Source organism: Pseudogemmobacter lacusdianii (genome assembly GCF_030848395.1).
GTDB lineage: Bacteria > Pseudomonadota > Alphaproteobacteria > Rhodobacterales > Rhodobacteraceae > Pseudogemmobacter > Pseudogemmobacter lacusdianii.
This window is the reverse complement of the sequence record NZ_JAVDBT010000005.1, coordinates 1-13,160: the sequence shown is the minus strand read 5'-3', so window position 1 is coordinate 13,160 and position 13,160 is coordinate 1. Positions and strand designations below refer to the sequence as shown.

Below are 13,160 nucleotides of genomic sequence, written 5' to 3'. Positions count from 1 at the left end.
TGCAAGCTCCAGGAGAGAAATCATGGAAACCAGCGCCTATGCCATTGAGCTGAAAGGCATCTCAAAAGCCTTTGGCCCTGTGCAAGCCAACCGTGACATCAATATCGCGGTGCCGCGTGGCACGATCCACGGCATCATCGGCGAAAACGGCGCCGGTAAATCGACGCTGATGTCGATCCTTTATGGCTTTTACCGCGCCGATTCCGGCCAAATCCTGATCAACGGCACCCCCACCGCGATCCCCGACAGCCAAAGCGCGATCCGCGCTGGCATCGGCATGGTGTTTCAGCATTTCAAGCTGGTGCAGAATTTCACCGTGCTTGAGAATGTGGTGCTTGGTGCCGAAGACGGCCCGATGCTGAACACCAGCCTCGCCAAGGCGCGCAAATCCCTCACCGATCTCAGCCGCGAATATGAGCTGGACGTGGACCCCGACGCCTTGATCGAAGACCTCTCGGTCGGCCACCAGCAGCGGGTCGAGATCCTCAAAGCGCTCTACCGTCAGGCCGATATCCTGATCTTGGATGAGCCAACCGGCGTTCTGACCCCGGCCGAGGCCGACCACCTGTTCCGCATCCTTAAGGGTCTGAAAGCCCAAGGTAAAACCATCATCCTGATCACCCACAAGCTGCGCGAGATCATGGAGACCACCGACAATGTCTCGGTCATGCGGCGCGGCACCATGGTCGGCACCGTAAAAACCGCCGAGTCGAGCCCCGAAGAGCTGGCCGAGCTGATGGTCGGCCGCAAAGTGCTTCTGGCCGTCGACAAAGCCCCGGCCCAACCCGGCGATGTGGTGCTTTCCGTGCAAGACCTGCGCGTGCGCGACGAAGCCGGAGTTGAACGCCTTAAAGGCGTCAGCCTTGAGATCCGGGCGGGGGAGATCCTTGGCATCGCCGGGGTCGCTGGCAATGGCCAGTCTGAGCTGATGGAAGCACTTGGCGGCATGATCCGCGCCTCGGGCAATGTCACCCTCAAAGGCAGCCCCCTGCCCCTGCAAGGCCCTGAGTGCAATGGACAATCCCGCCGCGAGGCTGGCGTTGCCCATGTCCCCGAAGACCGCCACCACCACGGGCTGATCCTTGATTTCACCGCTTGGGAGAATGTGGCTTTTGGCTATTTCAACGACCCGAAATACCAAAAGAACGCGCTTTTGATGGACAACGCAGCCCTGCGCGCCGACACCGCCCGCAAAATGGAGACCTTCGACGTCCGCCCGCCGATCCCCGGTTTGGCGGCAAAGAACTTCTCCGGCGGCAACCAGCAAAAGATCGTCGTCGCCCGCGAGTTTGAGCAGGACCCCGACCTGCTGCTTGTCGGCCAACCCACCCGCGGCGTCGACATCGGCGCCATTGAATTCATTCACAAACAACTCATCGCTCTGCGCGACGCGGGCAAGGCCGTGCTCCTTGTCTCGGTCGAACTCGATGAGATCCTGTCGCTCTCCGACCGGATCGCGGTGATGTTTGACGGCCAGATCATGGGCACCCGTGAGCGCGCCGCCACTGATGAGAAAGAACTGGGGCTGATGATGGCCGGGATCACTGGAAAAGGGGAGGCCGCCTGATGGAACGCCTGCCGCGTTGGGCCGATGTCGCCCTTGTGCCTCTGGTCTCGCTGACCCTGGCCTTCACCATCGCCGCTTTGATCATCCTCGCCATCGGCCAAGACCCGTGGGAGGCGATCACCGTCATGGTGCAAGGCACCGTGATGGACGCTTACGGCTGGGGCTATACGCTCTATTACGCCACCAGCTTCATGTTCACTGGCCTCGCAGTCTGTGTCGCCTTCCATGCCGCCATGTTCAACATCGGCGGCGAGGGGCAGGCGCTTTTGGGCGGCCTTGGCGTGGCCTTGGTCTGCCTTTTCATCCCTTGGCCGCATTGGTCGCTGGCGCTCTTGGCAGCCACGCTTTCGGCGGCCGCCTTTGGCGCGATCTGGGCCGCGATCCCGGCCTATCTGCAAGCCAAACGCGGCAGCCATATCGTGATCACCACGATCATGTTCAACTATATCGCCGCCAGCCTGCTGCAATATCTTCTGGTGAATACGCTCAAGCCGGTCGGCCAATCCGACCCGGCCTCGGCCAATTTCCCCGATGCCACCCATCTTCCGGCGCTGAATGACATCCCCTTGGTGAACCTCTTCTTCACCAAGCCGGTGCCCGCCAATATCACCCTCTTCATCGCGCTTGGCATGGCCGTCGCGGTCTGGGTGCTCTTGTGGCACACCCGCCTTGGCTATCAGATCCGCGCCTTCGGCAAATCCGAGCCTGCGGCGCGCTACGCTGGCATCAACCCCACCCGCATCATCATGATCGTGATGATCCTCTCCGGCGCTTTGGCCGGGATGATGGCCGTCAACAATGTGATGGGCGAGGCGGAGCGGCTTCTTGGCAACTCGGCCTCGGGCGCGGGCTTCATCGGCATCGCGGTGGCGCTGATGGGGCGCAACCATCCCTTGGGCGTGGTGCTGGCGGCTTTGCTGTTTGGCTTCCTCTTCCAAGGCGGGGCCGAGCTTGGGCTTTGGACCAAGATCCCGATCGAGATGCGCATCGTGGTGCAAGGTCTGGTGATCCTCTTCACCGGCGCGCTGGATGTGATGGTGCGGATGTTGCTCGGCCGGATCTTCGCCGCCTTCCGAGCCCGCGCAGAAGGAGCCGCATGATGGATTACGCAACGCTTCTGCAAGTGCTGGACGCGACGCTGCGGCTGGCCACCCCCTTGATGCTGGCCTGCATCGCCGGGCTTTACTCCGAGCGTGCGGGGATCTTCGACATCGGGCTTGAGGGCAAGATGCTGGCGGCCGCGATGTGCGCAGGTGCGGTGGCCGCGCTCACCGGCTCGGCTTGGCTGGGGCTTTTGGCCGGGGTCGGCGGCTCGCTGATCTTTGCGCTGATCCATGGCGTGACCTCGATCACCTTCCGTGGCAACCAGCTGATCTCGGGCGTGGCGCTGAACTTCCTTGCCGCCGGGCTAACGGTGCTGATGGCGCAAAGCCTCTTTGGCCAAGGCGGCCGCACCCCGCCCCTGAACGGCGAGGCGCGGTTCCAGCCGATCACCCTGCCCTTCGCCGAGACGCTGCAATCCGTGCCCGTCATCGGCCCCTTTTATGAGGAAGTCATCTCGGGCCATTCGGTGCTGGTCTATGCGGCCTTCGCCGTGGTGGGCCTCACTTGGTTCGTCCTCTACCGCACCCGCTTTGGCCTGCGCCTGCGCGCGGTGGGCGAAAACCCCGCCGCCGTCGACACCGCCGGGATTTCCGTGAAAGGCCTGCGCTACGGTGCTGTGCTGATCACCGGCGTGCTCTGCGGTCTGGCTGGCGCCTATATGGCCACCGCTTTGCAAGCGGGCTTTGGCAAGGATATGACCGCAGGCCGCGGCTATATCGCGCTCGCGGCCCTCATCTTCGCCAAATGGCGCCCAGTGGCAGCGATGTGGACCTGCCTCCTCTTTGGCTTCTTCCAAGCCCTCGCCAACCGCCCCGATGTGGTCGAGGCTGTGGTGCAGTTCAAAGTGCCGGTGCCTTTCCTCACCGCCTTGCCCTATATCCTGACGGTGCTGGCGCTCGCGGGCTTCGTTGGCCGCGCCATCCCGCCGCGCGCGGGCGGGGAACCTTATGTGAAAGAGCGCTAAAGCGCTTTAACCCCAAAGCCGGGGGCGCTTCGCCCCCCGGACCCCCAGAGAGTATTTAGATCAAGATGAAATGGGCATCAGATTGCTTGGCTTTCATCTTGAGGAAAATACTCCAGGGGGGTCCGGGGGGAGGATCCCCCCGGCGCCTGTCAGATGTGAAAGCTTAGTCATGCAAGAAGCCCTGAAGAAAATCCATGAGCGGGCTGGCGATGCCCCGGTCAAACTGGGTCTGATCTTGGGCTCAGGCCTTGGACATCTTGCCCATGCGGTCGAGGGGCCGGCCATTCCCTATGCCGATTTGCCCGGCTTTCCGCATGCTGGCGTCTCGGGCCACAACCCGCATCTGCACATCGGCCAGTTGGAGGGCCAGCGCGTCGCCGTCTTTGGTGCGCGCGAGCATTACTATGAAAACGGCAACCCGGCCGCGATGCGCGGCGCGCTCGAGGTGCTGAAAGCGCTTGGTGCCGAGCGGCTGATCCTTACCAATGCCGCAGGTTCACTGCGCCAAGACATCCCGCCTGGCGATCTGATGCTGCTGAGCGATCACATCAATTACAACGGCCTTAACCCCTTGATCGGCGAGAAGACCGATGCGCGTTTCGTGCCGATGACCGACGCCCATTCCCCCGCCCTGCGCGCCGCCTTGCAATCCGCTGCAAAGGCCGAAGGCATTGCGCTGCAAGAGGGCGTCTATGCTTGGTACTCTGGCCCTTCTTTCGAGACCAAGGCCGAGATCCGCATGCTGAAAACACTTGGCGCCGATGCCGTTGGCATGTCCACAGTGCCCGAGGTGATCCTTGCGCGCTTTCTTGACCTTGAGGTTGCGGCCATCTCCACCGTGACCAATATGGCCGCAGGGATGAGCGATGAGCAGATCAGCCATGAGCATACCAAGGCGATGGCGCCCTTGGGTGCGGCAAAACTGGAACGCATTCTGCGGCGTTACCTGGCCAACCTGCCCTAAGGTCCAACGGGGTTTGACTTCCCCGCCAAACCGGCGCAACCCTCGGATCAGCCTTTCCTATTCCGGCAGATGCCATGCAGATCTACCTCCCCATTGCCGAGGTCTCGGTCGATGCCTTCCTGATCCTTGGGATCGGGGGGATTGTCGGCTTTCTGTCCGGCATGTTTGGGGTTGGTGGCGGCTTTCTGATCACGCCGCTTTTGTTCTTCATTGGCGTGCCTCCGGCGGTGGCGGTGGCAACCGGTGCGAACCAAGTCGTGGCCTCTTCGGTTTCGGGCGTTTTGGCGCAGATGAAGCGCAAGGCGGTGGATTTCCGCATGGGCGGCGTCCTTTTGGTCGGCGGCATGGGCGGCTCGGCCATTGGCATTGCCGTCTTTGCTTGGATGACCGCGCGCGGCCAAGTCGATCTCTTCGTGCAGCTTTCTTATGTGATCTTTCTGGGTCTTGTCGGCGCGATGATGCTGCAAGAATCCGTCCGCTCGCTTTTGAAAAGCCGCAAGCCCAATGCGCCGGTGCGCCGCGCCCATGTCCATAACTGGGTGCATGGACTGCCGCTAAAGATGAAGTTCCGCGCCAGCGGGCTTTACATCAGCGTGATCCCTCCGATCTTGGTGGGCGCGCTCGTGGGCTTTCTGGCGGCGATCATGGGGGTCGGAGGCGGCTTCATCATGGTGCCGGCGATGATCTATCTGCTTGGCATGCCAACCAAAGTCGTCATCGGCACCTCGCTTTTCCAGATCATCTTCGTCACCGCTTTCACCACAATCATGCATGCGGTGACCAGCCAGACCGTCGATATGATGCTGGCCTTCCTTTTGATCATCGGCGGCGTGGTCGGGGCGCAAATCGGCGTCCGCGTCGGGCTGAAACTTAAAGCCGAGCAGCTGCGCATCCTGCTGTCGCTTTTGGTCGTGGGCGTCGCCTTGCGCATCGCCGCAGATCTTTTGATCCGCCCGTCCGAGATCTACACCGTCATGCCCGGGGTGCTGCCATGAGCGCGCGCCGCATCTCGGCGCGTCTCGCCCAGCGCCTGTGCCTGATCCTGGGCTTGCTGGCGCTGCCCGTCCTTGCACAAGACCGTCCTGCCGAGACCATCGTCGCGGGCCTCAGCCAAAACCGTGTCGCCATCACCGCCGATTTCGACGGCTCCGAGATCTTGGTCTATGGTGCGGTGCGCCGCGACAGCCCGCCCCCCGAAGGGCGCTTGGACGTGATCGTCACTGTCGAGGGCCCGCCCTCCTCGCTCTTGGTGCGGCGCAAAGACCGCGTCTGGGGCATCTGGGTCAACCACGCCGCGATCTCGGTCGACAGCGCGCCCTCCTTCTACGCCGTTGCCACCACTGGGCATCTCAAAGACATTCTGACCGAGACTGAAAATCTGCGCCAAGGCATCACCATCGACCGGGTGGTGCGTGCGGTCGGCATCACCGCCGAAGCGGATGGCGCGGGCGATTTCGTCGAGGCAATGCTGCGCGTCCGCCGCGCAGCGGGCACCTATCAGCTTTTGGAAAACCGGGTGCAGCTGACCGAGCAGACGCTTTTTCGTACCGATGTGGTGCTGCCAGCGAATCTGACCGAGGGCATCTATAAGGTGCGGCTTTTTCTGCTGCGTGGCGGCGCTGTCGTCGCCCAACAAGAGCGGCATATCGCCGTGCACAAGGCAGGACTTGAGCGGCTGATCTTCACGATGGCGCAAGAACAGCCGCTGATCTACGGGCTTTTGTGCCTGTTGATGGCGGGGGTTTCGGGCTGGGCCGCCTCGGCCGGGTTCCGGCTCTTGCAGCGCTGATCGGCTGAGCGTGAGGGCGGGGTTTGCCCCGCCAGCCCTCGACCGCGAAGGCCCGAAAATCTTAGCCCTTTTTGGCTTCCAAAGCGTCCAGCCGCGCTTTCAGCGCCTCATTTTCTTCGCGCGCCTTTTGGGCCATCGCCCGCACCGCATCAAACTCTTCACGGGTGACAAAGTCGCGGTCCGCCATCCAGCGGTCGATCAATGATTTCATAGCGGTCTCGGCTTCGGTTTTTGCGCCCTGAGCCACGCCCATAGCATTGGTCATCAACTGGCTGACGTCGTCGAAAAACTTGTTGCGGGTCTGCATAAGCTGGCCTCCTGATACCCCCCCTATATGCGCTTGCGCGGGCCTGTTCACAACCCTGCCAGCTGGTTGACTTCGCATCATTGCACCCGCATCAAGCTCTGAACCACGGAGCTTGGCATGATCCCCTTCCCCAATATCTCGCCTGATATCGTCACGATCCCGCTCTTTGGCACCACCTTTGCCTTGCGCTGGTATGCCATGGCCTATCTGGTCGGCATCGTCTTTGCTTGGTGGCTCGCCGCCCGCACCCTGCGCCGACCCGAGCTTTGGGGCGGCACGCCCCCGATGACAACCGAACAGCTTGAGCGGTTGATGTCTTGGATCGTCGTCGGTGTGATCTTTGGCGGACGCATGGGCTATGTGATCTTCTATGAGACCGGGAAATTCCTCGCTGAACCCAGCTCGATCATCCGGGTCTGGGAGGGGGGCATGTCCTTCCACGGCGGCTTCCTTGGCGTTGTCGCGACAGGCGTGATCTTTGCCCGCGTCAATGGCATCCCGATGCTGCGGCTGGGCGATCTGATGGGGATCGTGGTGCCGATGGGCCTCTTCCTTGGCCGCATCGCCAATTTCATCAATGCCGAGCTTTGGGGCCGCCCGACCGATCTGCCGTGGGGCGTCATCTTCCCCGGTGAGGCGGCACAGACCTGCCCCGGCATCGCCGGTCTCTGCGCCCGCCACCCCAGCCAGCTTTATGAGGCCTTGCTTGAAGGTGTCATCCTTGGCGTGGTGCTGGTCTATCTGGCCTATCGCCGCGGCTGGCTGCGCGTTCCGGGCCGCTTGATGGGGCTTTTCATCGCAGGCTACGGCGCGGCGCGCTTCTTTGTGGAATTCTTCCGCCAGCCCGATCCGCAATTCGTAAGTTTCGATAATCCCTTGGGGCTTTATCTGCATTCGGGCGGCTGGGGTCTGACCGCAGGCCAATGCCTCAGCCTGCCGATGGTGGTGGTCGGGCTGTGGTTCCTCCTCCGCGCCCGCCCATTGTCCGCGCAGGCATGACGAAACTGGCAGCCCTTCTGGCCCGGCGCATCGCGGCGACCGGGCCGATCACTCTGGCCGATTATATGGCCGAGTGCCTTTTGCACCCCGAGCACGGCTATTACACCACCCGCCCGCCCTTCGGCACGGCGGGTGATTTCACCACCGCGCCCGAGATCAGCCAGATGTTTGGTGAGCTTTTGGGCCTGTGCCTTGCCCAAAGCTGGCTTGACCAAGGCGCCCCCTCGCGTTTCACGCTGGCCGAGCTTGGCCCCGGTCGCGGCACTTTGATGGCCGATGTGCTGCGCGCCACCCGCAATGTGCCGGGCTTTCATGCCGCCGCTCAGGTCACTTTGGTCGAGGCCTCTCCCGCGCTGCGTGCTGCGCAGAAAACAGCCCTCAACGGCCATCCGGCGACATGGCTCGACCATGCCTCCGCGCTGCCCGATCAGCCGCTTTTCCTTCTCGCCAATGAATTCTTCGACGCATTGCCGATCCGCCAATTCACCCGCGCGGGCGAGGCTTGGGCCGAGACCATGGTCGGGCTGCAAGGCGATACGCTCACCCTCGGCCGCGCCCCCGCTTTGCTCGTCCCGGCGCTAGACCACCGGCTCGCCGATACTCAAGACGGCGAGATCGTTGAGATCTGCCCCAGCGCCGCGCCGATCATCGCGGAGATCTCCGCCCGCATCCTGCGCCACAAAGGCCTTGCTCTGATCGTCGACTACGGCGGCTGGATCAGCCGGGGCGACACTTTCCAAGCCCTGCGCAAACATGCCTTCGCCGACCCGCTGGCCGAACCCGGCAAGGCCGACCTCACCGCCCATGTCGATTTCGCCGCCCTTGCTACGGCCGCCCAGCCCGCTGCTACCGCCTATACCGCCCAAGGCGCGCTTCTGCTTCGGCTTGGTCTTGCCCAACGGGCGCAGCGTCTTGCGCAAAGCCTGACAGGCGCCACCCACGAGGCGCATCTTGCCGCCGCACGGCGCTTGACCGATCCTGCGGAAATGGGTGAGTTGTTCAAAGCGCTTGCCCTTTATCCTGCGGATACCCCGCCCCCAGCCGGATTTGCCCCTGAAGATGCCATCGACGCTTGAGATCCTGACCTCGGACGCCTTGGCCGCGCGCCACGGCTTCTTCACCCGCAAGGGCGGAGCTTCCTCGGGGATCTTCGCGGGGCTGAACTGCGGCGCAGGCTCTTCCGATCAGGCCGAGATCGTTGCCATCAACCGCGCCCGCGTCGCCGCCGCGATGGATGTGGCGCCAGAGCATCTGGTCACCGTCAATCAGGTGCATTCGCCCGATGTCGTCAGCATCAGCGGTGCCTTGGATATTATCCCTCGCGCCGATGCGATGGTCAGCGCCACGCCCGGTGTCGCCCTTGGCATCCTGACCGCCGATTGCCAGCCCGTGCTTTTCGCCGATGCCAAAGCCGGCGTGATCGGGGCCGCCCATGCCGGTTGGCGCGGCGCTTTAGAAGGCGTGCTGGAAGCCACGATCGACGCGATGGAAGCGCTTGGCGCAGACCGTAAAAATATCTCCGCTGTCATCGGCCCTTGCATCAGCCAAGCCGCCTATGAGGTTGGGCCTGAGTTCCTCGACGCCTTCCGTGCCGATGATCCGGAGAACCTGCGTTACTTCGCCAATGGCAGTGGCGAGAAGATGCTCTTCGATCTGCCCGGCTTTGGCCTGCACCGCCTGCGCCAAGCTGGCATCGGTGAGGCCTCATGGATCGGCCATTGCACCTACCGCGATTCGGAGCGCTTTTTCTCCTACCGCCGCACCACCCATGCCGCTGAGGCTGATTACGGCCGGCTCATTTCGGTCATTCGACTTTGATCTGACAAAGACCTGCCGCAATTGCGCCGGGCTGCGCCCACTCGCTCCCGGCTTTCCTGAGCATTTCTTGACATCCCCCGCGCCCGCCGCCCGCCCTTGCACGCCACAACACGCCCGCAATTGGCCCCAATGCTTCACCAATGGGTCAAAGAGCCGCCGCAATACCCTGCGATATTCCGTTTTAAGGCCAAAGGGGCCAAACGAAGTGGAGTGCAGCAGATGTCCGTTCAGATCCAAACCCAGCGCCGTTGGCTCCGCTCTGTGATCGGCGCCTCGACCGAGCCGCTTCCGGCGCTGCCTTGGGCGCGTGAGCAGCGCCTGACCAGCCCGCGCGCCAGCCTTGCCCCGTTGAGCACCGCACGCGCCAGTGCCCCTGCCCGCAAGGCCGATCTGCGCCCTGCTGCCCGCCCCAGCACGTTGCGGCTTTTGGCCAAAGCTTTCGGCTTGTCGCCCCGTAAAGCGGCAATCGCCGCACGCTGAAGGCGAATCGCTGCCGCCCCGCGCCGCCCTTGGGCGACCGGCTTCAGCGCTTCAGCGTGAATGCTTAACCAAGATTGCCATGATTGTTGCCATATATGCCTATAATCATGGCAGATCCCCGCCACGAAGCCGTGATAATCGCAAGAAAACGCCAGAACTCCGCGTCAAAAGGTTGACATACGGACACAATCGCGCCAAATTCGGCTCAGCAGATGTCCCTCTGCACCTTTGATGAGTATCTGGCCCAATGCGTAAGACCTGAATGGCAGCTGCGCCTAGGATATCGCCTATCTCACCTGCTCAGTGAGGATGGGTAAGACGGCCCCGGTGCTCCTCTGGCACCATTAAGGGGCCGTTTTCCATTTTGGGGGTCCAGCTTCGAACCCATCATGCTCTGCTGATAGCCACACGACCCCAAAAGAAAAACGGGCGCCGCCACAGCGCGCCCGTCACCTCCGCCCGCATCTCGACCGGATCAGGCCAGCTTGGCCAGCCGCTCTTCCAGCACCTCAAAAGGCACGCCCGGCTCATCCTTGGCACAACGGATCACAAGGCTCGTCTTCACATTGGCCACGTTATCCGCCTTCAAAAGCTCACCCGTCAGGAAGCTTTGGAAGGTCGACAGATCCGGCGAGACGCATTTGAGGATGAAATCGATCTCGCCATTCAGCATGTGGCATTCGCGGACCAAGGGCCACCCCTTGCAGCGCGCCTCGAACGCCGCCAGATCCGCCTCGGCTTGGCTGTTCAGCCGCACCATCGCGAAAACCGCCACCTCAAAGCCCAGCTCGCGAGCATCAATCTCCGCGTGATAGCCGTTGATATAGCCCGCCTCTTCCAGCGTGCGCACCCGGCGCAGGCAGGGCGGGGCCGAAATGCCGACACGGCTGGCCAGCTCGACATTGGTCATGCGGCCATCGGCCTGCAATTCTGCCAGAATATGCCGATCGATCTGATCCAGCTTATGACCCGCCATAGAACTCTCCTTGATTGCGAGCCTTCTAAAGCCTCACGCCGACCCGCGCAATATTCTTTCGCGCACTGCCCTGGCGGCAAGGGTGCCGTTACGTCCACAAGGCTTTTTCCGCAAGTTTTCCGGGCTTCCAGCCGCCCCAGCCTTTGCCTATATCGGTAAGGCTCAAACACGAGGAACAGCATGGCCGAGAAAGCGACGCGGGTTTTGATCATTGGCTCCGGCCCGGCCGGTTACACCGCAGCCGTTTATTCGGCGCGCGCGATGCTAGAGCCGGTATTGGTGCAGGGCATTCAGCCCGGCGGCCAGCTCACCATCACCACCGAGGTGGAAAACTGGCCCGGCGACACCCATGTGCAAGGCCCGGACCTGATGGTCCGTATGGAAGAGCACGCCCGCGCGATGGGAGCCGAGATCATCGGCGATTACATCACCTCGCTCGACCTGTCCTCGCGCCCCTTCAAAGCGCAAGGCGATAGCGGCACCACTTATGTGGCCGACGCCGTGATCCTTGCCACCGGCGCGCAAGCCAAATGGCTCGGCCTGCCGTCTGAAGAGAAATTCAAAGGCTTCGGCGTCTCGGCCTGCGCCACCTGCGACGGCTTCTTCTATCGCGGCAAAGAGATCGTGGTGATCGGCGGCGGCAACACGGCCGTGGAAGAGGCTTTGTTCCTGACCAACTTCGCCTCCAAGGTCACGCTGGTGCACCGCCGTGACAGCTTGCGGGCCGAGAAGATCCTGCAAGACCGGCTCTTCAAGCACCCCAAGGTCGAGGTGATTTGGGACAGCGAAGTGACCGAGGTGAAAGGCACCGATGCACCCTTGGGCGTCACCGCCGTCACTGTGCGCAACGTCAAAACCGGCGCCGAGACCGATGTGCCTTGTGCGGGCTTCTTCGTCGCCATCGGCCATGCGCCTTCGTCCGAACTGGTCAAAGACCAGCTGGAGCTGCACAACGGCGGCTATGTGAAGGTCGAGCCGGGCACCACCCGCACCTCGATCCCCGGCGTCTTTGCGGCAGGCGACCTGACCGATCACGTCTATCGCCAAGCGATCACCAGCGCCGGCATGGGCTGCATGGCCGCTTTGGACGCAGAAAAGTTCCTCGCCGGGCACTGACCGCCCGAACCCATAGCGAAACGACCAAAGGGCGGGGAATTCCCGCCCTTTTGCGTCTTTGCAGCCAGAATACTGTGGCCGCCAAGCCGCGATAGGGTGGAAAGCTGTTCCTTTTGCCGCGCCCCGCGCAGCTAAGCCTTTCCCCGCGCCTCTCGCCATGCAATATGTTCAATATTGAACACACCCATCGCAGCTGGCCCTGATGCCCCCCACCCCGCGCCCCTCCCTGCCCGAGGAAGACCAGCTCTTCCGGCTTTTGCGCCAGCTTGACCGCGCGCCAAAGGCCTCGCAGCGCAGCACGGCCGAGGCTTTGGGCATCTCGCTCGGCAGTCTCAACGCCCAGCTGCGCGCCGCAACTGAAGCGGGCCTCATCCAAGTGCAGGACCGCCCGCAAGACGCCGACCGCCGCCAGCGTTTCTCCTATGCGCTGACCCCGCAAGGCTCCGCCCGCAAGACCCAGCTGGTGGACCGCTTCCTCGCCCGCAAACTGACCGAATATCATGTGCTGCATGCCGAGCTGACCGGCCAAGATGCGCGCCTGATCCCCCTAACCCCCAGGACCGACCTCATGCAAAACAACTTCGCCCCGATCCCCGAGCTTTATGTCTCATACGATTCCGCCCAGAAGCTGAAGCATGATGCCGCCGCTCTGCCGTCTTGGGATCTGACGCCGCGCCAGATTTGCGATCTTGAGCTTTTGATGAACGGCGGCTTCAACCCGCTCAAAGGCTTCATGTCTGAAGCCGATTACAACTCGGTCGTGGAAACCATGCGCATGGCCGATGGCGCGCTTTTCCCGATGCCGATCACCTTGGATGTGAACGAGGCTTTCGCCGAGAAAATCGAAGCGGGCCAAGACATTGCGCTCCGCGATCAAGAGGGCGTCATCCTTGCCATCCTGTCGATCACCGACAAATGGGTGCCGAACAAAGCCAATGAGGCCGCAAAGGTCTTCGGCGCTGATGATCTGGCCCATCCGGCGGTAAACTACCTGCACAACACCGCAGGCAAGGTCTATCTTGGCGGCCCGATCACCGGCATCCAACAGCCGGTGCATTACGATTTCAAAGCCCGCC

The 13,160-nt window shown here is 62.6% G+C and carries 14 protein-coding genes; 12 read left to right on the top strand and 2 right to left on the bottom strand.

Going from position 1 to position 13,160, the window contains the following annotated elements; translation table 11 throughout:
* Positions 1 to 22 precede the first annotated feature (22 nt).
* The 6 genes from Q9295_RS06060 (at position 23) to Q9295_RS06035 (ending at position 6,388) form a co-directional block, all read left to right on the top strand.
* Entirely contained in the window at positions 23 to 1,567 is a 1,545-nt protein-coding gene (locus Q9295_RS06060; protein WP_306679625.1) for an ABC transporter ATP-binding protein, read from the top strand.
* A complete protein-coding gene (locus tag Q9295_RS06055; protein WP_306679624.1) occupies positions 1,567 to 2,667 on the top strand; it encodes an ABC transporter permease in 1,101 nt (366 codons plus the stop codon). Before Q9295_RS06060 ends, Q9295_RS06055 begins: the two co-directional genes overlap by 1 nt.
* Positions 2,667 to 3,635, top strand: a complete 969-nt coding sequence (locus tag Q9295_RS06050; RefSeq protein WP_306679623.1) for an ABC transporter permease — start codon at positions 2,667 to 2,669, stop codon at positions 3,633 to 3,635. Before Q9295_RS06055 ends, Q9295_RS06050 begins: the two co-directional genes overlap by 1 nt.
* Before the next feature lie 169 nt (positions 3,636 to 3,804).
* Positions 3,805 to 4,599, top strand: a complete 795-nt coding sequence (locus Q9295_RS06045; RefSeq protein WP_306679622.1) for a purine-nucleoside phosphorylase — start codon at positions 3,805 to 3,807, stop codon at positions 4,597 to 4,599.
* A gap of 74 nt (positions 4,600 to 4,673) precedes the next feature.
* Positions 4,674 to 5,594 (top strand): sulfite exporter TauE/SafE family protein, encoded by a 921-nt coding sequence (locus Q9295_RS06040; RefSeq protein WP_306679621.1) that lies wholly within the window; start codon positions 4,674 to 4,676, stop codon positions 5,592 to 5,594.
* Entirely contained in the window at positions 5,591 to 6,388 is a 798-nt protein-coding gene (locus Q9295_RS06035; RefSeq protein ID WP_306679620.1) for a TIGR02186 family protein, read from the top strand. Before Q9295_RS06040 ends, Q9295_RS06035 begins: the two co-directional genes overlap by 4 nt.
* 61 nt (positions 6,389 to 6,449) lie before the next feature.
* On the opposite strand, the gene Q9295_RS06030 is transcribed toward Q9295_RS06035, so the two are convergent.
* Positions 6,450 to 6,695, bottom strand: coding sequence for an accessory factor UbiK family protein (locus Q9295_RS06030; RefSeq protein WP_306679619.1), 246 nt, complete (start codon positions 6,693 to 6,695; stop codon positions 6,450 to 6,452).
* Positions 6,696 to 6,812: 117 nt separating this feature from the next.
* On the opposite strand from Q9295_RS06030, the gene lgt reads away from it, so the two are divergent.
* The 4 genes from lgt (at position 6,813) to Q9295_RS06010 (ending at position 9,992) form a co-directional block, all read left to right on the top strand.
* Complete coding sequence (gene lgt, locus Q9295_RS06025; protein ID WP_306679618.1) at positions 6,813 to 7,694, top strand: prolipoprotein diacylglyceryl transferase; 882 nt, start codon at positions 6,813 to 6,815, stop codon at positions 7,692 to 7,694.
* Complete coding sequence (locus tag Q9295_RS06020) at positions 7,691 to 8,770, top strand: class I SAM-dependent methyltransferase (RefSeq protein ID WP_306679617.1); 1,080 nt, start codon at positions 7,691 to 7,693, stop codon at positions 8,768 to 8,770. The genes lgt and Q9295_RS06020 overlap by 4 nt, the downstream gene beginning before the upstream one ends.
* A complete protein-coding gene (gene pgeF / locus Q9295_RS06015) occupies positions 8,754 to 9,512 on the top strand; it encodes a peptidoglycan editing factor PgeF (protein WP_306679616.1) in 759 nt (252 codons plus the stop codon). Before Q9295_RS06020 ends, pgeF begins: the two co-directional genes overlap by 17 nt.
* 219 nt (positions 9,513 to 9,731) lie before the next feature.
* Positions 9,732 to 9,992, top strand: a complete 261-nt coding sequence (locus Q9295_RS06010; RefSeq protein ID WP_306679615.1) for a hypothetical protein — start codon at positions 9,732 to 9,734, stop codon at positions 9,990 to 9,992.
* A 475-nt stretch (positions 9,993 to 10,467) separates the two neighbouring features.
* On the opposite strand, the gene Q9295_RS06005 is transcribed toward Q9295_RS06010, so the two are convergent.
* Complete coding sequence (locus Q9295_RS06005) at positions 10,468 to 10,968, bottom strand: Lrp/AsnC family transcriptional regulator (protein ID WP_306679614.1); 501 nt, start codon at positions 10,966 to 10,968, stop codon at positions 10,468 to 10,470.
* 180 nt (positions 10,969 to 11,148) lie between these two features.
* On the opposite strand from Q9295_RS06005, the gene trxB reads away from it, so the two are divergent.
* Together trxB and Q9295_RS05995 are read left to right on the top strand one after the other, a co-directional pair.
* Positions 11,149 to 12,084, top strand: coding sequence for a thioredoxin-disulfide reductase (gene trxB, locus Q9295_RS06000; RefSeq protein ID WP_306679613.1), 936 nt, complete (start codon positions 11,149 to 11,151; stop codon positions 12,082 to 12,084).
* Between the two features lie 202 nt (positions 12,085 to 12,286).
* A partial coding sequence (locus Q9295_RS05995; RefSeq protein ID WP_306679612.1) for a winged helix-turn-helix transcriptional regulator occupies positions 12,287 to 13,160 on the top strand: 874 nt, incomplete at its 3' end.